This is a genomic window from Streptococcus sp. STR1/CE/0325 (genome assembly GCF_055386095.1).
The window spans coordinates 823,850-847,248 of sequence record NZ_AP045018.1 but is presented as its reverse complement, the minus strand read 5'-3'; the positions used below and the strand labels follow the sequence as shown (position 1 = coordinate 847,248).

General features: G+C 45.6%; 25 protein-coding genes. All 25 read right to left on the bottom strand.

Annotated features, from left to right (window positions below; translation table 11 throughout):
• Nucleotides 1-22: 22 nt before the first annotated feature.
• Nucleotides 23-1,690 (bottom strand): formate--tetrahydrofolate ligase, encoded by a 1,668-nt coding sequence (locus ACZ49W_RS04150; RefSeq protein WP_464814071.1) that lies wholly within the window; start codon nt 1,688-1,690, stop codon nt 23-25.
• A gap of 260 nt (nt 1,691-1,950) precedes the next feature.
• Nucleotides 1,951-2,763, bottom strand: a complete 813-nt coding sequence (locus ACZ49W_RS04145; RefSeq protein ID WP_464814070.1) for a MurR/RpiR family transcriptional regulator — start codon at nt 2,761-2,763, stop codon at nt 1,951-1,953.
• 309 nt (nt 2,764-3,072) lie between these two features.
• Complete coding sequence (locus ACZ49W_RS04140) at nt 3,073-3,210, bottom strand: hypothetical protein (RefSeq protein ID WP_464814069.1); 138 nt, start codon at nt 3,208-3,210, stop codon at nt 3,073-3,075.
• Nucleotides 3,211-3,341: 131 nt separating this feature from the next.
• The gene (locus ACZ49W_RS04135; protein WP_464814068.1) at nt 3,342-4,406 is read right to left on the bottom strand and encodes an ABC transporter substrate-binding protein; all 1,065 of its coding nucleotides are present in this window, start codon (nt 4,404-4,406) and stop codon (nt 3,342-3,344) included.
• Nucleotides 4,399-5,175, bottom strand: coding sequence for an ABC transporter permease (locus tag ACZ49W_RS04130; RefSeq protein WP_464814067.1), 777 nt, complete (start codon nt 5,173-5,175; stop codon nt 4,399-4,401). The genes ACZ49W_RS04135 and ACZ49W_RS04130 overlap by 8 nt, the downstream gene beginning before the upstream one ends.
• Nucleotides 5,172-5,966, bottom strand: a complete 795-nt coding sequence (locus ACZ49W_RS04125; RefSeq protein WP_464814066.1) for an ABC transporter permease — start codon at nt 5,964-5,966, stop codon at nt 5,172-5,174. The genes ACZ49W_RS04130 and ACZ49W_RS04125 overlap by 4 nt, the downstream gene beginning before the upstream one ends.
• Nucleotides 5,950-7,104 (bottom strand): ABC transporter ATP-binding protein, encoded by a 1,155-nt coding sequence (locus ACZ49W_RS04120; RefSeq protein WP_464814065.1) that lies wholly within the window; start codon nt 7,102-7,104, stop codon nt 5,950-5,952. The genes ACZ49W_RS04125 and ACZ49W_RS04120 overlap by 17 nt, the downstream gene beginning before the upstream one ends.
• Nucleotides 7,105-7,125: 21 nt before the next feature.
• Complete coding sequence (gene murB, locus ACZ49W_RS04115) at nt 7,126-8,037, bottom strand: UDP-N-acetylmuramate dehydrogenase (RefSeq protein WP_464814064.1); 912 nt, start codon at nt 8,035-8,037, stop codon at nt 7,126-7,128.
• Nucleotides 8,038-8,079: 42 nt separating this feature from the next.
• Complete coding sequence (gene folK / locus ACZ49W_RS04110) at nt 8,080-8,631, bottom strand: 2-amino-4-hydroxy-6-hydroxymethyldihydropteridine diphosphokinase (protein WP_464814063.1); 552 nt, start codon at nt 8,629-8,631, stop codon at nt 8,080-8,082.
• Nucleotides 8,628-8,987 (bottom strand): dihydroneopterin aldolase, encoded by a 360-nt coding sequence (folB, locus tag ACZ49W_RS04105; RefSeq protein WP_464814062.1) that lies wholly within the window; start codon nt 8,985-8,987, stop codon nt 8,628-8,630. The genes folK and folB overlap by 4 nt, the downstream gene beginning before the upstream one ends.
• Nucleotides 8,987-9,787, bottom strand: a complete 801-nt coding sequence (gene folP, locus ACZ49W_RS04100) for a dihydropteroate synthase (RefSeq protein ID WP_464814061.1) — start codon at nt 9,785-9,787, stop codon at nt 8,987-8,989. The genes folB and folP overlap by 1 nt, the downstream gene beginning before the upstream one ends.
• Before the next feature lie 3 nt (nt 9,788-9,790).
• Nucleotides 9,791-10,345, bottom strand: coding sequence for a GTP cyclohydrolase I FolE (gene folE, locus ACZ49W_RS04095; protein WP_464814060.1), 555 nt, complete (start codon nt 10,343-10,345; stop codon nt 9,791-9,793).
• A 12-nt stretch (nt 10,346-10,357) separates the two neighbouring features.
• On the bottom strand, nt 10,358-11,629 hold the full coding sequence (locus ACZ49W_RS04090; protein WP_464814059.1) for a bifunctional folylpolyglutamate synthase/dihydrofolate synthase: 1,272 nt from the start codon (nt 11,627-11,629) through the stop codon (nt 10,358-10,360).
• Nucleotides 11,626-12,489, bottom strand: a complete 864-nt coding sequence (gene thrB / locus ACZ49W_RS04085) for a homoserine kinase (RefSeq protein WP_464814058.1) — start codon at nt 12,487-12,489, stop codon at nt 11,626-11,628. The genes ACZ49W_RS04090 and thrB overlap by 4 nt, the downstream gene beginning before the upstream one ends.
• Complete coding sequence (locus ACZ49W_RS04080) at nt 12,486-13,727, bottom strand: homoserine dehydrogenase (protein WP_464814057.1); 1,242 nt, start codon at nt 13,725-13,727, stop codon at nt 12,486-12,488. The genes thrB and ACZ49W_RS04080 overlap by 4 nt, the downstream gene beginning before the upstream one ends.
• A gap of 84 nt (nt 13,728-13,811) precedes the next feature.
• Complete coding sequence (locus ACZ49W_RS04075) at nt 13,812-14,909, bottom strand: Mbeg1-like protein (RefSeq protein ID WP_464814056.1); 1,098 nt, start codon at nt 14,907-14,909, stop codon at nt 13,812-13,814.
• 2 nt (nt 14,910-14,911) lie between these two features.
• Entirely contained in the window at nt 14,912-15,358 is a 447-nt protein-coding gene (msrB, locus tag ACZ49W_RS04070; protein WP_464814055.1) for a peptide-methionine (R)-S-oxide reductase MsrB, read from the bottom strand.
• A gap of 17 nt (nt 15,359-15,375) precedes the next feature.
• Nucleotides 15,376-16,113: a metallophosphoesterase gene (locus tag ACZ49W_RS04065; protein ID WP_464814054.1), complete on the bottom strand. Its 738-nt coding sequence runs from the start codon at nt 16,111-16,113 to the stop codon at nt 15,376-15,378.
• A 28-nt stretch (nt 16,114-16,141) separates the two neighbouring features.
• A complete protein-coding gene (lepA, locus tag ACZ49W_RS04060; RefSeq protein WP_464814053.1) occupies nt 16,142-17,971 on the bottom strand; it encodes a translation elongation factor 4 in 1,830 nt (609 codons plus the stop codon).
• A gap of 102 nt (nt 17,972-18,073) precedes the next feature.
• Nucleotides 18,074-18,490 carry a F0F1 ATP synthase subunit epsilon gene (locus tag ACZ49W_RS04055; RefSeq protein WP_464814052.1) on the bottom strand — a complete coding sequence of 139 codons (417 nt, stop codon included), beginning with the start codon at nt 18,488-18,490 and terminating at the stop codon, nt 18,074-18,076.
• 12 nt (nt 18,491-18,502) lie between these two features.
• Nucleotides 18,503-19,909 (bottom strand): F0F1 ATP synthase subunit beta, encoded by a 1,407-nt coding sequence (gene atpD, locus ACZ49W_RS04050; RefSeq protein ID WP_464814051.1) that lies wholly within the window; start codon nt 19,907-19,909, stop codon nt 18,503-18,505.
• Between the two features lie 30 nt (nt 19,910-19,939).
• On the bottom strand, nt 19,940-20,827 hold the full coding sequence (locus ACZ49W_RS04045; RefSeq protein ID WP_464814050.1) for a F0F1 ATP synthase subunit gamma: 888 nt from the start codon (nt 20,825-20,827) through the stop codon (nt 19,940-19,942).
• Nucleotides 20,828-20,839: 12 nt separating this feature from the next.
• Nucleotides 20,840-22,345: a F0F1 ATP synthase subunit alpha gene (gene atpA / locus ACZ49W_RS04040; protein ID WP_464814049.1), complete on the bottom strand. Its 1,506-nt coding sequence runs from the start codon at nt 22,343-22,345 to the stop codon at nt 20,840-20,842.
• A gap of 15 nt (nt 22,346-22,360) precedes the next feature.
• Nucleotides 22,361-22,897 carry a F0F1 ATP synthase subunit delta gene (locus tag ACZ49W_RS04035; protein WP_464814048.1) on the bottom strand — a complete coding sequence of 179 codons (537 nt, stop codon included), beginning with the start codon at nt 22,895-22,897 and terminating at the stop codon, nt 22,361-22,363.
• Nucleotides 22,897-23,394: a F0F1 ATP synthase subunit B gene (gene atpF / locus ACZ49W_RS04030; protein WP_464814047.1), complete on the bottom strand. Its 498-nt coding sequence runs from the start codon at nt 23,392-23,394 to the stop codon at nt 22,897-22,899. The genes ACZ49W_RS04035 and atpF overlap by 1 nt, the downstream gene beginning before the upstream one ends.
• Nucleotides 23,395-23,399 lie beyond the last annotated feature (5 nt).

The window sequence follows — 23,399 nt, the reverse complement described above, 5'->3', positions numbered from 1 at the left end:
CTCGTGACATAAAATTTCTGTGTTAGAAGAGCCCGATTGCTTGTCCTTGTGGGGTGACATCCATATTAAGGGCGGCTGGTTTTTTAGGCAGACCTGGCATGGTTAAGACATCACCTGTTAGGGCAACCACAAACCCTGCCCCTAGTTTTGGAATCAATTCTCGAATGGTGATGGTAAAGTCTTCTGGCGCACCTAGTAAGTTTGGATCATCTGAGAGGCTGTACTGGGTCTTGGCCACACAAACCGGCAGCCTATCCCAACCGTTTGCCTGTAAGAGTGCCAGTTGTTTCTTTGCTTTTTCACTAAATTGAATTCCATTTGCCCCGTAGATGCGTGTGGCGATGGCAGTGAGTTTTTCTTCAAGACTAGCTGAGGCTGCATAGAGAGCTTGGAAGTGGCTTTCTTGCTCCAAAGCTGATAGCACCGCTTTTGCCAAGTCTTCTCCGCCTTCTGCTCCTTTTTCCCAAACTCTGGTTAGGGCTACTGGCACACCTTTTTCCTGACAAAGTTTGGTCAAAAGTGCCACTTCTTGGTCGGTATCCGTGATAAAGTGATTGAGCGCCACCACAACTGGCACACCATACTGGTGCATATTATCGATATGACGGTTGAGGTTGGCAAAGCCTTTTTCCAATGCGACTAAATCTTCGGTGGATAGCTGGTCTTTTTTCAAGCCACCGTGCATCTTGAGCGCACGAATCGTGGCAACAATCACAATAGCATCTGGACTTTTGGGCAGATTTGGCACCTTGATGTCAAGGAATTTCTCAGCCCCTAGGTCAGCACCAAAGCCCGCTTCGGTAATCACATAGTCGGCTAGCCCAAGAGCCATCTTGGTCGCTAAGACCGAATTACAACCGTGGGCAATATTGGCAAAAGGTCCGCCGTGAACCAAGGCTGGTGTACCGTAAATGGTTTGCACCAAATTGGGCTTCAAGGCGTCTTTTAAGAGGAGAGCGAGCGCACCTTCGACCTGTAAGTCGCTGACATAAACAGGCTCACGATCGACATTATAAGCCACAACGATAGAAGCCAAGCGCTTTTTGAGGTCTTCCAAATCCGTCGCCAGACACAAAATGGCCATAATCTCACTAGCAACTGTGATGTCAAAACCATCCTCACGTGGCAGACTATTGAGCGGTCCGCCTAGTCCCACGATAACCTGACGCAACGCGCGGTCATTGAGATCAACCACCCGCTTCCAGATGACCCGTCTAGTATCAATCTTTAGCTCATTACCCTGTTGCAAATGGTTATCCAAAAGGGCAGAAAGGGCGTTATTAGCACTTGTGATGGCGTGCATATCACCGGTAAAGTGCAGATTGATGTCCTCCATCGGTAGCACCTGCGCATAACCGCCACCTGCAGCTCCTCCCTTGATCCCCATTACAGGACCAAGGGACGGTTCTCTGAGTGCTACCATGGTTTGTTTGCCTAAACGATTGAGCGCATCCGCAAGACCGATGGTCACGGTGGACTTGCCCTCACCAGCTGGTGTCGGGTTGATAGCTGTCACAAGAACTAGTTTTCCCAAGTCTTTTTCCTGACTCTTTGCCACTACCTCATAACTGAGCTTTGCCTTATAATGTCCGTATAACTCCAAGTCTTGTGCGCTTAGACCGACCTTTTCACCGATGTCAAGAATGGGGTTTAAGGTCACACTTTGTGCAATTTCGATATCTGATGCCATGTCTAGGGCCTCCTTGTGGATTGATTAGGATTATTATACCACAAAATCAGAACAAAACGAATGAAAATCACCTGAAAAATCTTACTTTAAAATTAAAAAACGATTTTTTTATTTAAAAACAAGGATTACGTTCGTTAAACAAGCAATTCTACTCTTCTAACAAAAAAGTCATCTTGTTGCCTAACAAGAAAACTCCTTTTATTATAGCACGAAAAGACGCCACCAAGCTAGTCAGAAAACACACTTGATGGCATCTTTTTTTAAGTCACCAAAGCAGATAAGGTATGGTCAAAGAGGTGTTCTTTTTTGTCACGATCTAGGTCCATGTAGTAAGCGTAAAAAATATCCATCACCAAAAGCACTGGAAACTGAGGAGAGATGTGGTTTCCTTGAGAAAGATTTTTCTTTACTGCTACCAAAACCAGCTCATCACAAATCTCTCTTAGACTTTGACGATTGGCTGAGGTCACTAGAATGGTCTTAGCGCCTTTTTCTTTGGCTTTTTTCATGGCATCTCTAATCAAGCGATTGTCCCCAGACACAGAAATTCCAATCAAAAGACTATCTTTGTCTAACATGATATGGTTGACCCGCATCATGTGGTCATCTGTAATCGCCTCACAGACCATGCCAAGTCGCATGAAGCGAAACTTCATTTCTTGAGCCACCAAGCCTGAGCTGCCTTGCCCATAAAAATAGACACGCCTCGCTTGATTGAGGAGCTGACTAACTCTTAAAAACTGATCCTCATCAATCAGACTAAAGGTCTTATCCAAGAGGTCACTATAATTAGACAAAACATTTTTGGTCAAATCCTTCACCAATCGGTGCGGGGTTTGATGTGAAGCCTGAAAGTTATAGATAAACTGCCTGTAACCATTAAACCCACACTTTTTGGCAAAGCGTGTCAAGGACGGGACAGAAACGTAGAGGATACTAGCGACTGAACGGGCAGACAAATCATGTTTGATCGCTTCATCAGATAAAAAATACTTGGCAATTTTCTTCTCCAGATAAGTCAGATTACTATAAACCGACTCAATGATAGGAAAGATGCTTTTTTCTAGGGCCATAACAGCTCCTTTTCTTTTTCTTACTCTAAAAGGAAAATTTCATTTAGAAACCGCTTTTATTCTTATTCTACCATTTTTTTCTTATTTTTTCTATTTTTTGATATAAAAAAACGCAAAAGCGGTATAATCAGCATTAACACCACCTCTCCCCAACTTCTTACCGACCTTTGGACAAGGTCTTTTTTTGTTGACGTCAACAAAAAAACTCCCCAAAAAAGTTAGACAAAAAATCTAACGATTGAGGGCAGTTCAAATTAGTAAGGTTTCTTGAAAAAGTATTAACCTATTTTATTGTTCTTTCAATAGCTATTAAAAGTGTCTGACAACAAAGCTAATGGCAATAGATGTACTGTCATTGATAGAAATAATTTGACTAGCAAGACTAAAAACTCCTAGAAAAATGCCACTTACCAGAACAGAAAAGATAAACCATTGTGTTTTCATCATGATAGTGTTTTGCCTTTCTTGAAGAAAATTATCTTTAACGAATAATTAAGGAATTTCCATAAGCTGCTAAAAAGAAAGCAAAATAAATGAGTTGATATTTAAATTGGACACGATTGAATAGCATATGATTCTCACTTCCGATACATCTTAAACTGCAAATAGAGGTCATTATAGACGCCGAGCCAGTGTTGGCCGAGGTTATTATAGACTTCGAGGTGATCGATGGTCTTTTGGTCAGGATAAAAGGCTTTGTCGTCTCTGACTTCTTTTGGTAGGAGCGCCTTTGCCTTGGTATTTGGTGTGGCATAGCCGATGTACTCGGCATTTTGCGCAGCATTTTCAGGTCTTAGAAGGAAGTTGAGAAAGGCGTAGGCTTCTTTTTGGTGTTTGACAGTCTTTGGGATGACCAGATTGTCAAACCAGAGGTTGGAGCCTTCGCTTGGCACGACGTAGTGCAGGTGTTCGTTGGCTTCCAGCATTTCTCTAGCTTCGCCTGAGAAGGTGACACCAATGGCGGCGTCGCCTTGGATCATGTAGCCTTTTAGCTCGTCACCGACGATGGCTTTGACGTTGGGGGTGAGCTGGGTCAGCTTGGCTTTTGCCTCTTCTAGCTGCGCCATCTTGGTACTATTAACACTATAGCCAAGACTATCTAGCCCCACTCCCATAATCTCACGAGCCCCATCAACGAGGAGGATATTATTACGGTAAGCGTCTGACCAGAGGTCATTCCAGTGCTCTGGCGCTTTTTCGACCAGCTCGTCATTATAGACGATACCGACTGTCCCCCAGAAATAAGGGATCGAATAGTCATTGTGCGGGTCAAAGGGCTTGTCTAAGAACTCTTTGCCGATATTTTCCATGCCCTTAATCTTGGACTTGTCCAGCTTAACGAGGAGATTTTCCTTTTTCATCTTATCAATCATGTAGTCACTTGGTACAAGGATGTCATAGGTAGTCCCACCTTGCTTGACCTTGGTGTACATGGCTTCGTTGGAGTCAAAGGTCTCGTACTGGACTTTGATGCCTGTTTCTTTGGTGAATTTTTTGAGCAAATCGGGGTCGATATAGTCTCCCCAGTTGTAGATGATGAGCTTGTCTGAAGGACCTGACTCTCTCGTCATGACAAAGGTCAGACCGGCAAGGAGACCAACGATGGCGATGACTCCTAGTAAGAAAGAATAGAGTTTACGCATGCTTGTCCTCCTTGTCCTGTGAGATAAAGTAATAGCCGATAACCAGCAGGATACTAAAGAGAAAGACGACGGTAGAAAGGGCATTAATCTCTAGCGAGATGCCCCGTCTAGCTCTGGAGTAAATCTCAACCGAGAGGGTCGAAAAACTATTTCCCGTGACAAAGAAGGTCACCGCAAAGTCATCTAGCGAATAGGTAAAGGCCATAAAGTAGCCAGCAATGACAGCTGGGGTCAGATACGGTAGCATGACCTCTTTTAGCATCTGAAAGCGAGTCGCACCGAGGTCATAGGCGGCGTTAATCATGTCCTGATTCATCTCTTTGAGCCTTGGCAGTACCATCAAAACTACGATGGGAATAGAAAAAGCGATGTGGCTAAGGAGAACAGAAACAAAGCCTAGCTGAAATCCTAGAGCTGTAAAGAGGATGAGAAAGCTCGCTCCGATCATCACGTCTGGTGCGACGATAAGGACGTTATTCAGGGAAAGCAGACCATTTTGCCACTTCTGCTGGCTCTGATGGATGTAAATGGCACCAAAAGTCCCGATAAAGGTAGCAATCAGACTCGATAAAAAGGCAAGAAGAAAGGTCTCGACCAAAATGAGGATGAGGTGTTTATCTCCAAAGAGTGTCCCGTAATGCTCAAACGTCCAGCCGGTAAATTGATTCATGTCGCCACCTTTATTAAAGGAATAAACAATCAAATAAAGGATGGGCAGATAGAGAATCAAAAAGACGATGAGTAAGTAAAGATTAGCAAATTTTTTCATTTCCGACGCTCCTTTGTCACCCACATGGTGGCTAGCATAGCTAGGATGAGAATCACCCCAATAGTTGCCCCCATGCCCTTATTTTGAGTGGTTAAAAAATGTTGTTCGATGGCGGTTCCTAGTGTAATCACACGGTTCCCACCAATTAAGCGAGTCAACATAAAGAGACTAAGGCTCGGAATAAAGACTGACTGAATCCCACTTCTCACGCCGTTGAGAGAGAGGGGAAAAATCACCCTTTTAAAGGTCTGGTAATCATTTGCCCCAAGGTCACGACTGGCATTGACCAGATTGGCGTCAATATCGTCTAGTGCGTTAAAAATCGGTAAAATCATAAAGGGCAACTCGATATAGCTAGCGACAAAGATAAAGGAGAAATCCGTAAACAAAATCTGCTGCGGCCCCACTCCGATAAAGCTGAGGAAGGCATTGATCCCCCCGTGCTGGCTAAAAATCCCCATAAAAGCATAAGCCTTGAGCAAGAGGTTGATCCAAGTCGGTAGGATAATCAGCATGAGCCAGAGCTGCTTGTGCTTTAGCCTTGTGAGGAAAAAAGCGGTCGGATAGCTGATGAGTAAGGTCACCAGCGTAATAATCCCTGCATAAAGGATAGAGTTAAAACTCATGCGCAGGTAGGTCCAGCTGCTAAAGAAGGTCTGGTAGTTCGCTAAGGTCACATGCCCCTCTAGGTCAAAAAAGGACTGATAGATGATGAGCAGGACTGGCGCAATGATGAAAAGCAAGAGCCAAAGCAGATAAGGGAGCGAAAAAAGGTTAGCCGTTTTCTTCATTTCTCTCCTCCTCGATGGCATGGATGAGACCATCCTCAACTTCTTCGACTTCGACGTACTCTTCAATCCGAGCGTCAAATTCTTCTTCGGTTTCATTGAGACGCATGATATGGATGTCTTCTGGGGTAAAGTCTAGACCGATAATCTCGCCTTCAATAGCCTTTCTGGTTGAGTGAATCATCCATTCATTACCAAAATCGTCATAGGCGATGATCTCATAGTGGACCCCACGAAAGAGCTGGGTATCGACCTTGACTTGGAGTTTGCCTTCTTCTGGGAGGGTGATTTGCAAATCTTCTGGACGGATAACGACCTCGACAGGCTCATGTGGCTTCATCCCACCGTCCACGGCTTCAAAGCGCTTGCCATTAAATTCGACCAAGTAGTCCTCAATCATGGTCCCTTTCAAAATATTGGACTCCCCGATAAAGGTCGCAACAAAATGGTTGATGGGTTCGTCATAAATGTCAACAGGGGTACCAGATTGGACAATCTCTCCTTCATTCATGACAAAAATCCAGTCACTCATGGCAAGCGCCTCTTCTTGGTCATGCGTGACAAAGACAAAGGTAATGCCGAGGCGCTGTTGGAGCTCACGCAGTTCGTACTGCATGTCAGTTCTGAGTTTCAAATCAAGAGCGGATAAAGGTTCGTCAAGAAGGACGACTTTGGGTTCGTTGATGATGGCTCTTGCAATCGCCACCCGCTGGCGTTGTCCGCCAGATAATTTTTGGATGGCTCGCTTTTCATAGCCATCTAGGCGCATCATCTTGAGGACCTCTTTGACCCGTCGTTCGATTTCTGTTTTTTCTACTTTTTTGAGAGATAGAGGAAAAGCGACGTTTTCAAAAACGGTCATGTGCGGAAAAAGAGCGTAATTCTGAAAAACAGTGTGGACATCGCGTTTATTGATGGGAACGTCGTTGATCCGCTTGCCGTCTAGGTAAACATCTCCAGACGTTGCATCTAAGAGTCCTGCGATGATGTTGAGGATGGTTGATTTTCCTGATCCTGATGCGCCAAGAAGGGTGTAGAATTTCCCTTCTTCTAATTCAAAGTTGATGTCTTTTAAGACTTGTGTGCCACTGTCTTCAAACGTTTTTGTGACGTGTTTAAATTCAATAATAGGTTGAGGCAAGGCAGTTCTCTTTCTTTTTCGTTACTCCAAGGCTTCACCGATGATGCGCACCTCAGGTTCTAGGGTGACACCAGAGTGAAGGCGAACTTTCTCAATCACAGCGGCGATTAAATTTTCATAATCTTGGGCTGTTCCTTGATCAACATTTATCATAAACCCAGCATGTTTCTGGCTGACCTCAACACCACCGATACGGTAGCCTTTGAGACCTGCTTCCATGATGAGTTGACCAGCAAAATAACCGTGTGGGCGCTTGAAGACAGAGCCACAGGAAGGGTACTCTAGGGGCTGTTTCAAGGCTCTCAGGTAGTTTAAGCGATTCATCTCCTGCTGGATGAGATGATAGTCGCCAGGGCTAAGGGCAAATTTGGCAGAAATCACAATGGCACCGCTGTCTTGGATAAATGAGCTTCGGTAGCCAAAACGCAAATCTTCTGTTTCAAGGGTCTTAATCTGACCATCACGGGTCAAGATTTGAGCCGACACCAAAACATGGGCAATCTCGCCACCATAAGCTCCTGCATTCATAAAGACAGCGCCACCAACGCTACCTGGAATCCCACAGGCAAACTCAAAGCCCGTCAAACTGTGATAGAGAGCGACTTTGGTGGTCTCTATCAGGCTAGCCCCTGCTTCTGCTTCAATGGTATAGCCATTGACTGTGATGTTATCGAGGCGATCAAACAGAATGACAAAGCCTCTAATTCCCCCATCTCGGACGATGAGATTACTAGCATTTCCTAGGACAATCCAAGGGATATTGTATTCGTTTGCAAAAACAACCAAACGGATGAGTTCTGCCTTATTTTTAGGAAAGGCGAGATAGTCCGCAGGACCTCCGACCTTGGTATAGGTGTAGTCTTTTAGGGGAGCGTCAAAGCGAATCTCAATATCAGTGAGTTCTTGCTTGATTTGCTCATGGATTTGTGTCATTTTGGTTCTCTTTCTTATCATTTCGTTATAATACTAATCAAACTAGTCACGCACTTTTGGGGCGGACTCGTCCTTTATTATATCAAAATGTTGGGCATTTGACGAGATGAATCCGTATTTTTTCATATCCGCTTGTAGTTTTGCCAAGTCTAACTGAGACAAGACTTGCCCTGTTTTGGGGTGTTTGAGCTGTTTTGAGGCAATTTCAACCAAGGGAACCAAGACAAAGGCACGCTCTAGGAGGTAAGGATGGGGGATGGTGAGTTCCTCTTTTTCGATTAGCTCCTCACCGTAGAGTAAAAGGTCAATATCAATGGTTCTAGGACCCCAGTGTTCGATGCGTTTGCGGTCCAAGTCCGCTTCAATGGTCTGTGTTTCAAGAAGCAGCGCTTCTGGTGAAAGGCTTGTTTCTAAGAGGCAAACGAGATTGAGGAAGTCCGATTGATCTTCCTTGCCCCAAGCCTTGGTCTCATAGACCGACGAGATGGCTAGGAGCTGGCTGTGGGAGAGCTTGTTTAAGCGCTCCAGCGCCCTCGTCAAGTAGCTTTCGCGATCTCCGATGTTTCCCCCTAATCCTAAGTAAACATGTGTCATCTGCTTCTCTCCAATCGAATGCCCACCTGATCGTAATGCCCAGCAATAGGTGGATTTTCCTTAAAAATCGATAGCTCAATCGCAAGAATGGAAGGAAACTGGGCAAACAACCGCTCGATAATGGCTCCAGCTAATCGCTCCAAGAGGAGGTAGCGGCTCTCCTCCATTTCCTGTCTCATGCTCTCAAAAACCTGTCCGTAATGGACTGTGTCTGTCAAGTCATCCGACTGACTGGCTGCGGTCAGATCCAGCGATAAGACGAGGTCACAGACAAAGATCTGCCCCAATTTTTGCTCCTCGGCAAAAGCCCCATGATAGCCGTAAAACCGACAGCCTTTTAAGATAATCTGATCCATCAGCACACCTCGTTCCATAGCTTAGCGATTGGCTGATTTGCCTCGACATCATGGACCCGTACCAAGCGACAACCTTTTGAAAAGGCATAGCTGGATAGTGCTGCGGTCATGGTGTCACGCTCTAAAGGTTTGGTGCCACCTCCAAGCAGATGATCCACCACCCGTTTTCTGGAGATGCCAAACAAAACAGGATAGCCAAGACACGTTAGCTGATCTAGGTCTTTGAGCAGGGCGATATTATCATCGACGCCCTTAGCAAAGCCAAAACCAGGGTCTAACCAGATATTTTCTTTTTTGACTCCTGCGTCTAGAGCGGCTTGCGTGCGATCTAAGAGAAACTGCTTGACCTCTTGCACCACATCTTGATAACCTTCTTCTGCTTGATTGTGCATGAGGATGATAGGCACTTCTTTTTGGGCAGCAAGCGCAAGCATACCGCCATCATAAAGGCCAGACCAGACATCATTTAGAATGTCCGCTCCTGCTTCAAGGGCAGCCGCTGCTGTTGTTGTCTTGTAGGTATCCACACTGACCCAGCAGTCAAACCTAGCTTTGATGGCTTCGATGATAGGAAGGATACGAGACATCTCTTCTTCTGCTGTGACAAAGGTGGCACCGGGACGGGTGGATTCGCCTCCGACATCGATAATGCGAGCGCCTTTGTTTAGCATGGATTCAACTTGACGAAGAGCGTGATCCACAGCTTGGTAGTTGCCGCCGTCTGAAAAGGAATCAGGGGTAACGTTTAAAATTCCCATGATCCCGTAGCTATTAGCGAGTTCTTGTGAAAATGCCTTCATGCTTTACTCCTTGATCAGTTGAATAACTTCTTGCCGCTTCTCTTTATCCTCTTTAAAAACACCGCGTGTGACTAAGGTAACGGTCTTACTTCCCGGCTTTTTGATGCCTCTGATGGTCATACACATGTGTTCAGCTTCGACCATGACCAAGACACCTGCTGGGCTGAGGGCTTGCTCTAGACTGTCTGCGATTTGCGTCGTCAATCGTTCCTGTAATTGAGGGCGTTTGCTGGCGATTTCAACCGCCCTTGCCAATTTACTAAGACCCGTGACCTGACCATTGGGCAGGTAAGCCACATGAGCCTTGCCATAAAAAGGCAACAAGTGGTGCTCACAAGTGGATGAAAAGGAAATGTCTTTGACCAAGACCAGCTCCTTGTGGTTTTCTTCAAAAATAGCGCTAAAGGCACTGGCAGGGTCTTGATTCAGACCGGAAAAGACTTCTTCGTACATCCGCGCCACACGATCAGGAGTTTCTTTTAACCCTTCACGGTCTGGATCTTCGCCGATCGCTTTTAATAATTGGACAATAGCGGTTTTAATATCTGGTGTGTTCATGCTTCTTTCGTTCTAATCGTTTTTTTGTGCCATCAGATAAGTTCTGACTTGGGAAATAAAATAAAGGGAGCCTGTCACCAAGTAAGTGACATTCTCGTCTGTCGCATCATCTAACCAAGCTCGCCAATCGCTGATAGCTGGATAATGAGGCGCATAATCTTTTGGTTGCATGGCTTTTGGATAGTCAAAGCTGGTGACTTCTACTTGACCAAGGGCTTCTAAATCCTCAAGCATGCCCTCAACGGGTTTGGTTGAAAGGGCAGCAAACAGAATCTTGAGCGTTTCTTTGACCCTGCCTTCTTTCTTGAGATCTTGGATGACTGCAACGAGCGCCTCGACACTCTCACGGTTATGAGCGCCGTCAATCATGAGATTGGGTCTGATCCATTCGGTTCTCCCTGCCCAGACAGCTGTTTTAAGCCCTTCTTGGATAATGGTTTTGCTCACTTGCGGGTAATCTTTTTTTAAGAGCCAAGCTGTGATGACAGCTAGACTGGCATTGGACTGTTGGTGCTTACCTGGCATGGGCGAGGTAAAGGGACCTAGCAGCTGTCCATTTTCTAAACGAAGAGAAAATGAAGAATTCGGCTCCTCAAGGAGTTGAACTGTCTTTCCTAGGGCAAAGGTCGGACAAGCGAGCTCTTTTGCCCTTGTTTCAAAAACGCTAGCCACATCTGCGCGCGTGGTCGCATAGATAAAGGGTTCACCACCTGTTAAGACGCCTGCTTTTTGCGCTGCAATATCCGCATAACTCTCACCCAACAAATCCTGATGATCCAAACCAATAGAGGGGCAGACCACTGCCAAGGCGTGAAAAACATTGGTCGAATCATAGCGTCCGCCAAGCCCAGCTTCAATGACAGCGAGATCAACCTTCTTATCACGTCCAAAATAAAGGAACATGATGAGAGTGATGATCTCAAACTCCGTAGCCGCCTCGTAAGGCGTTTCAAGAGGAAGGCGCTCCACCACAGGCTTAACCTCAGCAACTAGTTGCACCAAATCAGCTTGAGGTATCATCTCCCCATCAATACTGATGCGCTCTCTAAAATCCATCAAATAAGGCGAGGTAAAGGTCCCCACACGATAACCAGCATGGGTAAAGATATGCTGCAAATCATTGGTCGTTGACCCTTTACCGTTGGTGCCGACCACATGAATGGCTCTTAGCTGATCTTGTGGATTTGAAAACTGCTCAAGGAGCCACTTCATCCGTTCAATCCCTGGTTTAATCCCAAATTTTAGCTGGGCGTGAATCCAGTCTAAGGCTTCTTGATAGGTCACTCTACTACCACTCCTTTCTGGTCAACCGAAAGCACCACCGTTTCGCCCTCTAAGTCTAGGCTTTTAATGGCAGTTTGAATACTCAATGCTCTTTCTTTAGGCGCTAATACCATGACCGTTGGGCCCGCACCAGAGAGATAGGTAGCATAGGCTCCCAATCCTTTTGCGGTTTCTTTAATGGGGAGAAATTCCTTAACCAAAGGCCTACGGTAGTGTTCGTGGAAACGGTCCGCTTCCATGGCAAGACCTGCTGTCTTTAAATCACCTGTCAATAGCCCTGCAATCGCTAGATTGGCAATGCTGCTAGCTGTCACCGCTTCAGAATAGGAAAGCTGGCTAGGAAGCGCCCCACGACTGTCCTTGGTCTTAAGCTCATAAGGAGGGATAAAGGCAATAAAGCTGGCCCCTTCAAAAGGAACCGTGATGCTACTGACCTCTTCCTCCACGATGGACGCAATAACCAAATTTCCCATTAAAGCAGGCGCAACATTATCTGGATGTCCCTCAATTTGAGTGGCTATAGTCAATTTTTCTTGGACAGAGAGGTTTAGATGAGCCAACTGATTGGCTAGCTCAATCCCTGCAACGATGACAGAACTAGACGATCCTAGCCCTCTTGCAAGCGGAATATCACTCACCATCTTGATCTGATGCGGAGGTAAATCGGGTGCCACTTTTGTAGCGACTGCGATGAGGAGATTGCGCTCATCACTAGGGATACCTGCTCCTAGCTCATGCTCCACCTGCCACGACGCAGCAGGCTCAAGCACCTCTATCTGTAAATACTTGGATAAGGCGATGCCAACAGAGTCAAAGCCCGGTCCTAGATTGGCTGATGTTGCTGGTACGCTGATTTTCATTCCTTTTCTCCAATCACTTTGAAAACATTGAGTGGTTTGGCTGTTGTCAAGCGAGAAAGTGCTCGCTCAAGTCCAACCTTTTGAATGGGCTGCGTGATAATAGCAGTATGTGTCTTGTTTTGGGTGACTTGAGCAACAGGAAGTGCCAGCTGGTCAAACCAGATAAGGTCTTTATTTTCCATAGAAAGGTAGTAAGAGGCCACCACATCTTCTGGATTTGCCTTAGAAAGCTGGGGTAGTTGAGGTTGAAAGACTGGAAGGCTCTCGCCTCTTTTTAGGGCACGACTGATGGTCACAATATCTGATAAAACAGACACCGCTGTTGGCAGCTGACCTGCTCCAGGCCCAGTATAGCCGACACGATCAAGGCCAAAACTCTCCACGACCAAACCGTTGGTGACCCCATTAACATTGGCAAGGGGATGATTGCTTGCAATCAAACTAGGGGCAACCTCAAGATGATAGCCAGAAGCAAGACGACTGGCTTCACCGACGAGCTTGATGACGTAGCCAAGATCACGAGCAAGGGCGACATCCATTGACGTAATGTTTGTAATCCCTTGATAGCTGACCTCTTCACTCGTACCTGGGTAGCCAATAGAAAAGCGTCCTAAGATGGCGAGTTTATAGGCCGCATCCAGACCACTCACATCATTGGTCGGATCGCTTTCAGCATAACCTAGCTCTTTTGCCTTTGCCAGTGCTTCCTCATAAGACCAGCCCGCTTCGTCCATCTGGGTCAGCATGAAATTCGTCGTTCCATTTAAAATCCCTAGAATACGCTGGATGTCATCCACCATCAAGGATTGCGAAAGGTTGCGTAGGATAGGAATGCCACCTGCCACTGCTGCTTCATAGAGTAGGGCTGTTTTGTTCTCTTTTGCCAATTGCGCAAGAGCCAGTCCTTTTTCAGCTATTAAATCTTTATTAGCTGTGACAACGGATTTTCCCGCCATTAAGGCCTCTTGAATCAGGCTATGAGCAGGTTCTAGACCTCCGATGAGTTCGACAACGATAGCAATCTCTGGATTGGTGAAAATATCCTTTGGATCCGTTACAAAGGCATAAGGATAGTCTTGTGATAGGTTTTTAGCCCGTTCTTCATTTCGCACCAAAACCTTAGCAATCACGATTTCTTCTCCCAAGAGCGCCTCTAAGCGTTCCTTATTTTCTAAAAGGAGCTTTGGAAGTCCTTTTGCAACCGTTCCAAATCCCAATAAGGCGAGTTGTACCATCATCTGCACCTCCTTAACATGATACTGCTTCCATTATAACAAAAATTCGGTCAAATAGCGGATTACAACACAAAAAAACGCTGGATTTCAACGTTTTTTTACTGATTTCTGAAACGGATCACGTCGATTTTCCCAAAAAAGCCGAATGAGGGTGTTGGTGGCAAGACTAATCCTTGCGCGTTTCTCTGTGGGTAAACTGGACATGGTGGCAATGAGTTGGCTGATTTTGCTCGTCGGATGGGTCTGAAAGTCATTGAGACTGGTGATGCCAGCTTCTTGTAAGGTATCAAAGAGGGTATCGACATACTGTTTTAACTCGGTAGGCCCCAGCTCTTTTAAGAGCTCGTCAAAGGTTTTTTCGAGCTGTCTGCTGACGGCGGTGCCTTGTGACAGATACACAAAGCCTGTTCCTTCCACCTTCCAGTTAAAGACATCATGCTGTTCCAAACCACTCTTGTTACTGTCCACGATGAGAGGGGCTATATCACTTGAGAGCATGATCCCTACAATGGAATCTTTTGGACGAATGACCAAAAGATGGGGTTTGATCTTGCGGTAATCCGAAGAAGCAAGGACAGATGTGTGTAAGCCAGGAGCATCAAAAACAGCAACGAGAGAAATCAACTCCTGCTCTCTTGCTCCCACAAAGCTGCTGGCATAGGTCGCAAGATTCCCCCCTTTTGAATGCCCTGACACCACCAAAGGTTGGGGATGGTCGTATAGCCATGCTTTTAGAAAGGCGACCGCTCGACGCTGCGCTGGAATCTCACGCATATAACTCATGTTAAAGTCTTCTCGCCAACCAATCAGGCTATCATCTGTCCCTCGAAAGACCAGCTGACGGTAGCTAAGACTAGGCAGCTCCCAAACAAGGGCTGCGAACTGCTTGTCAAAATCAGCATCCACCTCATTCACATAAGACAGCAAAGTCAAGTCCTTGAACCGCTCTGCTGCAAGTACTGCCTCAAAAAGCGCTAAACGATTCTTGGTCACGAGAAAATCCATCGACACCTGCTGAGGCAACATCTTTAGACTAGCTAGGGGGTAAGACGTTTTAAAGCTGAGTCCCTCTCCTAAAGGCAAGTAAGCCAATTCGTTTAGCACTAAGATATCTAGCACGCTCAAGGGCAGATCTGCAAAACTTATCTTTGCGACCTGTTTGACGTAGTCCAAAATATTGGTCATCTTTACTTATTTTCTTGGTCAAAAAGGGAACGGTATTCCCCGTAACCTTGCTCTTCTAGCTCCTCATAAGGAATAAAGCGAAGAGCAGCTGAATTGATACAGTAACGAAGACCACCTTCACTAAGCGGGCCATCATTAAAGACGTGACCGAGGTGAGAGCCTGCTTCACGGCTTCTGACCTCAATACGACGCATGTTATGAGAGAGATCCTCATGATTGGTCACCATACGGTTAGTGATCGGTTTGGTAAAAGCAGGCCAGCCGCAGCCTGAATTATACTTATTGAGGGATGAAAAGAGAGGCTCGCCACTCACCACATCCACATAGATCCCTTTTTCAAAATGCTTGTCATACTTCCCTGTAAAGGCATGTTCTGTTGCTGCATTTTGTGTGACTTCATAAGCTAAAAAACCGATGCGCTCTCGCAATTCTTCTTTGGTTTCTGTCATAGCTCTTTCTCCTTTATCTAGTCTTCTGCAATGATTTTACCATCATGCTTGATAACATAGTCTTGAACAATTTCCCCATTTTCAAAAATGATACCATGGAGAACACCTCCATAAACCGCACCGCCATCCATCCCCACCTTCTTATCTTCTTGCCAGAGATGAGGGGTTCCGATCGGTTCTTTCAAGAGGTGATGGACTGGAGTATGCCCAAAGACAATAGTCTTTCCAGTGTGATTGACCCCTTCATGAAAGGGTTGTCTGATCCAAACTTTTTGATAGTCCGTCGTTTCTCTCCAATCCTCTAGACTTAAATCAAGACCTGCGTGGACAAAGATGGTCTGCGGTGTTTCAATATGATAGGGAAGCGAGCGCATAAATGCAACCAAGTCCGCACATTCTTTGCGAATGCGCTCTTTTTCCCTCAGATTATCTACCGGTGTTTCCAAAGGCTGTTTCAAAAGAGAGTTGATGGTGGTATCACCACCATTAATCTGATAGTGGCAGTAGGGTCTTGCGGTATAGCCCTTGTCTTCAAACCACGTGAGAAACATGTATTCATGATTGCCCATGAGGCACTGAGCTTTGCCATCATCCACTAAGCTCTTAACCAACTCAAGGACGGCCCTGCTATCATCCCCACGGTCTATCAAGTCCCCTAGAAAAATCAAGGGCATCTCCCCATCCCAGTAAGTCAAGACTTCCTCTAGCATTTGGATTTTTCCGTGGACATCTCCTATGACAAAATATCGTTCCATCCTAGACCTCCCTTTGTTCGATAGCGAATTATTTGGCGTCGTCATCCATACTCAAGACGCTGAGGAAAGCCTCTTGTGGTACCTCAACCGAACCGATGGATTTCATCCGTTTCTTCCCTGCTTTTTGCTTTTCAAGGAGTTTACGCTTACGCGATACATCCCCACCATAACATTTAGCCAAGACATTCTTACGCAGCGCCTTGATATCTGTTCTTGCTACAATTTTATGTCCGATGGCAGCTTGGATAGGCACCTCAAACTGCTGACGTGGAATGATTTTCTTCAACTTTTCAACGATGACCTTCCCACGCTCATAAGCAAAATCCTTATGCACGATAAAGCTAAGGGCATCGACCTTATCTCCATTTAGCAAAATATCCATCTTAACGAGTTTTGAGATACGATATTCTGAGATTTCGTAGTCAAAGCTAGCATAGCCTCTAGTGGAGGACTTGAGCTTATCAAAGAAATCAAAGACAATCTCAGCAAGAGGAATCTGGTAGATGACGTTGACCCGATTGTCATCGATGTATTCCATGGTCACAAAGTCCCCACGTTTTCTTTGGGCAAGCTCCATCACTGCACCAACAAATTCCTGTGGCACCATGATTTGCGCCTTGACATAAGGTTCTTCGATGCTCTCAACCTTGGTTGGGTCAGGAAACTCACTGGGGTTAGACACTTCTAGTTGGGAACCATCGGTGGTATTGACGTGATAGACCACCGATGGTGCCGTCATAATGAGGTCAATGTTGAACTCACGCTCCAAACGTTCTTGAACCACATCCATGTGAAGTAGCCCCAAGAAACCACAACGAAAACCAAAACCCAAGGCTTGTGAAGTTTCTGGCTCAAACTGAAGGCTGGCATCATTGAGTTGCAGTTTTTCTAAAGCCTCACGCAGATCATTGTATTTATTGGACTCAATAGGATAAATCCCTGCAAACACCATGGGATTCATCTGTTTATAGCCAGCTAAGGGTTCAGTCGCAGGATTATCTGCAAGAGTGATGGTATCCCCTACACGAGTGTCGGCTACGGTCTTGATAGAGGCAGCGATATAGCCAACATCTCCCGTTGCTAGAAAATCTCGACCAATGGCTTTTGGTGTGAAAATCCCAACTTCTGTGACATCAAAGGTCTTACCATTTGACATCATCTGAATCTTGTCACCCGGTTTCACCATCCCATCCATGACACGTACCTGCAGGATAACCCCACGATAACTGTCATAAACTGAGTCGAAAATCAAGGCCTTGAGAGGGGCTTCAACATCTCCAGACGGCGCTGGAACCTTCTCAACAATCTGCTCTAGAATCTCCTCGATCCCGATACCTGCCTTAGCTGAAGCAAGGACAGCCTCACTGGCATCAAGACCGATGACATCCTCTACCTCATGACGAACTCGTTCAGGATCTGCGGCAGGTAGATCAATTTTATTGATAACTGGTAGGATTTCAAGATCATTATCAAGAGCCAGATAGACATTAGCCAACGTCTGCGCCTCAATCCCTTGGGCCGCATCCACCACCAAGATCGCCCCTTCACAGGCCGCCAAACTGCGCGATACCTCATAGGTAAAGTCCACATGTCCAGGCGTGTCAATCAAGTGAAAAATATAAGTTTCTCCGTCTTTTGCCGTGTAATTGAGCTCAATAGCATTGAGCTTGATGGTAATCCCACGTTCTCGCTCCAAATCCATGCTATCTAACAACTGATCTTGCATCTCACGGCTTGAGACCGTCTCGGTTTTCTCCAAAATCCGGTCAGCTAGAGTGGATTTCCCATGGTCAATATGCGCAATGATAGAAAAATTCCGAATGCGCTCTTGTCTTTCTTTTAATTCTTGTACGTTCATGTCGTTTCCTTACTATTTCGGTCAATACTTCTATTATAGCAAAAAAACTAAAAAACAGAACAAAAAAATCAACCAAAACACGAGGTTCTGATTGATTTTGTTTTATTTTGTCCCAACGCTGAGGCGGTTGAGGGCACGTTCGAGGGCGATTTTAGCCCGCTTCATTTCATCAACTTGATTAGCAGCCTGTGCTTCTTTTAGCTGACGTTCTGCTCTGGCTTTTGCTCGCTCAGCCCTACTGGTGTCAATGTCACGGTCACGCTCGGCTGAATTGGCGATAATGGTAACGGTATTATCTTTCACTTCGATAATACCGCCATTGACTGCAATCCAATCGACATGCTCATCCTCTGCCTTATCCCTAATCTTCATTTCATGAATGACCAAGGGAGCAATCATGTTGACGTGACCAGGCAAAATCCCCATCTCACCGTCTGGTGTCTTGATAGAGATATAGTAAGCCTTGCGGTTACACTTAATCCCGTCTGGTGTGACAATTTGAATGGTCATTTCTGCCATAGTGCTACCTCACTAATAGCCCATTTTCTTGGCTTTTTCAATCACATCTTCAATCGGACCGACACTTCTAAAGGCATCTTCTGGAAGATGGTCATAACGTCCTTCCAAGATTTCCTTAAAGCCACGAACAGTTTCTGCAACAGGAACATAAGAACCTGGTTGTCCTGTAAATTGTTCTGCAACGTTGAAGTTTTGAGAAAGGAAGAACTGAATACGACGAGCACGACCTACCAAGGTTTTTTCCTCATCAGACAATTCATCCATCCCTAAGATGGCAATGATATCCTGCAATTCACGGTAACGTTGCAAGACATGTTGCACCTCTGTTGCAACCGCATAGTGCTCTTCACCGACAATCTCAGGAGCAAGTGCTCGTGAGCTAGAAGCAAGTGGGTCAACGGCTGGGTAAATCCCCATCTGTGTTAACTTACGCTCCAAGTTGGTCGTTGAATCCAAGTGGGCAAAAGCTGTCGCTGGTGCTGGGTCGGTATAGTCATCCGCAGGCACATAGATGGCTTGGATGGAAGTGATAGACCCTTTCTTGGTTGAGGTGATCCGCTCTTGGAGTTGTCCCATTTCCGTTGCAAGAGTTGGTTGATAACCAACGGCTGACGGCATCCGACCAAGAAGGGCAGATACTTCTGACCCTGCTTGGGTGAAACGGAAAATGTTGTCAATGAAGAGAAGCACATCCTGACCTTCCTCATCACGGAAGTACTCGGCAATGGTCAATCCTGTTAAGGCAACCCGCATCCGTGCTCCAGGTGGCTCATTCATCTGACCAAAGACCATGGCGGTCTTTGCGATAACGCCAGACTCCTTCATTTCCCAGTAGAGGTCATTTCCTTCACGGGTGCGCTCTCCAACCCCTGTAAAGACGGAGATTCCCCCGTGTTCTTGAGCGATATTGTGGATCAATTCTTGGATGAGAACGGTTTTTCCAACCCCCGCACCTCCAAAGAGTCCGACCTTTCCTCCCTTTAGATAAGGCGCAAGAAGGTCAATGACCTTAATCCCTGTCTCTAAAATCTCAGAAGCGGTGGAAAGTTCATCAAAAGCAGGCGCTTTTTTATGAATAGGGTCACGTTCCACATCTTTTCCAATAGGTGCTTCAAGGTCAATGGTATCTCCCAAGACGTTGAAGACCCGTCCCAAGGTCTCATTTCCCACAGGAACACTGATGGGACGACCAGTATCTAATACCTCTAAGCCGCGCGTCAAACCATCAGTTGACTCCATAGCGATAGTCCGTACAAGACCGTCACCTAGTTCAAGCGCGACTTCAAGCACGACTTTTTGTTTTTTTTCTGCATCTTTATAGACAATCAATGCATTATTAATCTCAGGGATGGTCTCGCCTGCAGCAAATGCCACATCGACAACGGGACCGACTACCTGAGCAATTCTGCCTAAGCTCATGTCTTTCTCCTTCTTATCCCTTTTTATTTTCTACTCTAGCGCATTGGCACCGGCTACGATTTCAGTGATTTCTTGTGTAATGGCAGCTTGGCGTGCTCTATTGTATTGGATGGTCAAATCATTGATGACATTGGTGGCATTATCTGTTGCCGTTTGCATGGCTGTCATCCCAGCTGCATGCTCAGCTGTTTTGGCATCCACAATTGCCCCATAAATCAAACTTTCAGCATATTGAGGAAGCAACTGCTCTAGGATGACTTCACGATTAGGCTCTAGCTCAAATCCTGCTTCCATATCATCACTCGCTTCTTCTGCGACCAAATCAGAAAGAGGAAGCATTTGTTGTACCCTGACCTGGCTGGTCAAACTATTGACATGGTGATTGTAGCAGACATAGAGCTGGTCGATGAGCTCCGCTTGATACATATCAATGGATTTTGAGATAATTCGTCCAACATCCTCAAAACTAGGCTGATCTGCCAAACCACGCAATTCAAAAGCAACATTCATGCCTCTAGACTTGAAGAAATCTGCACCAATGCCACCGATGGCGATAATGGTATAATCTTCTTGACCATCTTCATGGTGTTCTTTGATGATTTCCATGACCGCCTTTAAAATCTTGGCATTATAACCACCGACCAAGCCCTTGTCTGAGGTAATCACGATATACCCTGTTGTTTTCACCGGACGTGAAGCAAGCATGGGATTGGTTGCTCCAGAGGTGGCGGTTAACTCACTCTTTAAGAGGTCCGTTGTGATCTGGCGAACCTTAGAAGCATAGACTTGATAAGCCTTGGCTGCTTGCTCGGATTTGACCAATTTAGCAGACTGCACCATCCGCATGGCGCTAGTGATTTTACTCGTTTTCTCTGTTGAGATGATTTTATCTTTGATTTCACTAAGAGATCCTACCATGATTAGTCCCTCCTATTGAAATGTGGATTGGTCTTTAAATTCTTGAATAGCTTTATCTAAAACAGCTTCATCAGGAAGATCTTTCGTTTCACGAATGGTTGCAAGGATATCCTCGTGTTTCAAATCAAAATAATCATACAAGGCTGTTTCAAATGCAGAAATATCCTCAACAGGAACACTGTCCAAGAAGCCGTGGGTAAGCGCGTATAGAATCAAGACTTCTTTTTCGACTGGGAGAGGTTGATGAAGGGGTTGTTTCAAGACTTCAATGGTTCTGCGACCGCGATTGAGTTTGGCTTGAGTCGCTGCATCAAGGTCAGAACCAAACTGCGTAAAGGCCTCCAACTCACGATAAGAAGCCAGATCTAGCCGAAGGGTACCAGATACTTTTTTCATGGCCTTAATCTGCGCTGCTCCCCCGACCCGAGATACAGAAGAACCTGCATCAATCGCTGGACGAATCCCTGCGTTAAAGAGGTTTTCCTGCAAGAAGATCTGACCATCTGTGATGGAAATCACGTTAGTAGCGATATAAGCCGAGATATCTCCTGCTTGGGTCTCGATGAAAGGCATAGCCGTGATAGAGCCTCCCCCCAAAGCCTTAGAAAGCTTGGCCGAACGCTCAAGCAAGCGACTATGAAGATAGAAGACATCCCCTGGATAAGCCTCACGACCTGGCGGACGACGAAGTAAGAGAGAAAGCTCACGATAAGCTACCGCTTGCTTAGAGAGGTCATCATAGACAATCAAAGCATCCTTACCATTATACATAAACTCCTCTGCCATCGCTACCCCAGCATAAGGAGCGATATAAAGCAAAGGAGATGGCTGTGAGGCAGAAGCCGTCACAACAATCGTATAATCTAGAGCACCATATTTTCTAAGGGTTTCCACCTGCGTTCTCACAGTGGATTCTTTTTGTCCAATCGCCACATAGATACAAATGACACCTTTTCCTTTTTGGTTGATGATGGTATCAATGGCAATGGCTGTTTTCCCTGTTTGACGGTCTCCGATAACCAACTCACGTTGCCCACGTCCAATCGGAACAAGCGCATCAATAGCCTTAATCCCAGTTTGGAGTGGCTCATTGACAGACTCACGCTCCATAACACCAGGTGCTGGTGCTTCAACGGGTCTGGTTTTTGTCGTATGGATCTCTCCTAGACCATCCACAGGCTGTCCAAGAGGGTTCACAACCCGTCCGATAAGAGCGTCCCCAACAGGAACTTCCATGATTTTTCCAGTGCGTTTCACCATATCGCCTTCACGAATGGTGGTAAAATCACCCAAAATAATGATCCCGACATCACTTGATTCCAAGTTTTGTGCCATACCATAGACACCGTTTTGGAACTCAAGCAACTCGCCACTCATGACATTGTCCAAGCCACGAGCACGAGCAATCCCGTCACCGACATAAGTGATGACACCTGTTTCTGTGACATCAAATTTTGGCTGAAAATTCTCGATTTGCTTTTTAATTAAAGCGCTAATTTCTTGTGTATTAATGGCCAAACGTCACACCACTTTCTATTTAAAATTCATTTTCAACTCTTGCAATTGACGACGAATACTGGTATCGATAATCTGGTTGTTTGCCGTAATGACAAAACCACCGATGATTTGTTCGTCAATATCTTCAATGAGTCTGCGCACCTGAATGCCTAACTTTTGCTCAACTAAGTGTTTGATTCGCTCTGCTTGTTGAGTGGATAAAGCCACAGCAGTTTTGACTGTCACGTCCACTTGTTTGCTTTTCTTATCCAAGATAGCCAGAGTTTTTGTTAAGATCGGCTCGAGATAGCTGCTACGTCCATTATAAGAGATAGTTGACAAGAAATTCTTCATATAAGGTGAGCTCTCTTCACCAAGCGTTGCAACCAAGTCTTGTTTATCTTTTTGTGTCAAAGCGATGCTAGTCAGTGCTTGGTCTAACTGCGTATCCTTAAACACGCTCAAAAGCTCTTCTAGCTCTTTTGAAATGACTGAAACTTGATCTTGTTCAACGGCTACTTCTGCCAAACTCTTAGCATATTGAGCGATGAGGGCTTGTTCTTTTCGATTCATTAGGCTTCTCCTAACTGATCAAGATACTCATCAATCAGCTGGCTTTGCGCTTGTTTATCTAACTGTTTTGAAAGAATTTTTTCTGCTAAGAGCACGCTTAAATCAGCGACCTCACCCTTGACACTAGCTAGAGCTTCTGCCTTGCTTTGGGCAATGTCTTGATGTGCTCTTTCTTTCAAACGACTGGCTTCATCTTTTGCTTCTGCGATGATTTTTTGACCCTTGGACTGCCCAGTTTCCTTAGCAGTATCAATGATCTGGCTCGCTTCTTCTTTGGCATGACTCAGCTCTACTTCACGTTTTTTAGCAAGCTCATCTGCTTTGAGACGAGAAAGCTCAGCACGATCAATATCGTTTGAAATCTTTTCCTCACGAGCCTTAAAAATTCCTGTGATTTGTTCCCAAGCAAAACGCTTGATGAGAAACATCAGCAAAAGAACAGAACCTGCTGTGATGATGATATTTCCTAAGGTTGTTGCATTAATCAACATTGACATAGTTT

Excerpts from the sequence above, each read along its gene's own strand:
- folB (WP_464814062.1), bottom strand. The coding sequence starts at position 8,987 with ATGGATCAGATTATCTTAAAAGGCTGTCGGTTTTACGGCTATCATGGG.
- folP (WP_464814061.1), bottom strand. The coding sequence starts at position 9,787 with ATGAAGGCATTTTCACAAGAACTCGCTAATAGCTACGGGATCATGGGA.
- thrB (WP_464814058.1), bottom strand. The coding sequence starts at position 12,489 with ATGAAAATCAGCGTACCAGCAACATCAGCCAATCTAGGACCGGGCTTT.
- ACZ49W_RS04140 (WP_464814069.1), bottom strand. The coding sequence starts at position 3,210 with ATGATGAAAACACAATGGTTTATCTTTTCTGTTCTGGTAAGTGGCATT.
- ACZ49W_RS04035 (WP_464814048.1), bottom strand. The coding sequence starts at position 22,897 with ATGAATCGAAAAGAACAAGCCCTCATCGCTCAATATGCTAAGAGTTTG.
- ACZ49W_RS04135 (WP_464814068.1), bottom strand. The coding sequence starts at position 4,406 with ATGCGTAAACTCTATTCTTTCTTACTAGGAGTCATCGCCATCGTTGGT.
- ACZ49W_RS04065 (WP_464814054.1), bottom strand. The coding sequence starts at position 16,113 with ATGGAACGATATTTTGTCATAGGAGATGTCCACGGAAAAATCCAAATG.
- murB (WP_464814064.1), bottom strand. The coding sequence starts at position 8,037 with ATGACACAAATCCATGAGCAAATCAAGCAAGAACTCACTGATATTGAG.
- ACZ49W_RS04125 (WP_464814066.1), bottom strand. The coding sequence starts at position 5,966 with ATGAAGAAAACGGCTAACCTTTTTTCGCTCCCTTATCTGCTTTGGCTC.
- atpF (WP_464814047.1), bottom strand. The coding sequence starts at position 23,394 with ATGTCAATGTTGATTAATGCAACAACCTTAGGAAATATCATCATCACA.
- ACZ49W_RS04075 (WP_464814056.1), bottom strand. The coding sequence starts at position 14,909 with ATGACCAATATTTTGGACTACGTCAAACAGGTCGCAAAGATAAGTTTT.
- folK (WP_464814063.1), bottom strand. The coding sequence starts at position 8,631 with ATGACACATGTTTACTTAGGATTAGGGGGAAACATCGGAGATCGCGAA.
- atpD (WP_464814051.1), bottom strand. The coding sequence starts at position 19,909 with ATGAGCTTAGGCAGAATTGCTCAGGTAGTCGGTCCCGTTGTCGATGTG.
- ACZ49W_RS04080 (WP_464814057.1), bottom strand. The coding sequence starts at position 13,727 with ATGATGGTACAACTCGCCTTATTGGGATTTGGAACGGTTGCAAAAGGA.
- ACZ49W_RS04045 (WP_464814050.1), bottom strand. The coding sequence starts at position 20,827 with ATGGTAGGATCTCTTAGTGAAATCAAAGATAAAATCATCTCAACAGAG.
- ACZ49W_RS04145 (WP_464814070.1), bottom strand. The coding sequence starts at position 2,763 with ATGGCCCTAGAAAAAAGCATCTTTCCTATCATTGAGTCGGTTTATAGT.
- lepA (WP_464814053.1), bottom strand. The coding sequence starts at position 17,971 with ATGAACGTACAAGAATTAAAAGAAAGACAAGAGCGCATTCGGAATTTT.
- msrB (WP_464814055.1), bottom strand. The coding sequence starts at position 15,358 with ATGACAGAAACCAAAGAAGAATTGCGAGAGCGCATCGGTTTTTTAGCT.
- folE (WP_464814060.1), bottom strand. The coding sequence starts at position 10,345 with ATGAACACACCAGATATTAAAACCGCTATTGTCCAATTATTAAAAGCG.
- ACZ49W_RS04055 (WP_464814052.1), bottom strand. The coding sequence starts at position 18,490 with ATGGCAGAAATGACCATTCAAATTGTCACACCAGACGGGATTAAGTGT.
- ACZ49W_RS04150 (WP_464814071.1), bottom strand. The coding sequence starts at position 1,690 with ATGGCATCAGATATCGAAATTGCACAAAGTGTGACCTTAAACCCCATT.
- ACZ49W_RS04130 (WP_464814067.1), bottom strand. The coding sequence starts at position 5,175 with ATGAAAAAATTTGCTAATCTTTACTTACTCATCGTCTTTTTGATTCTC.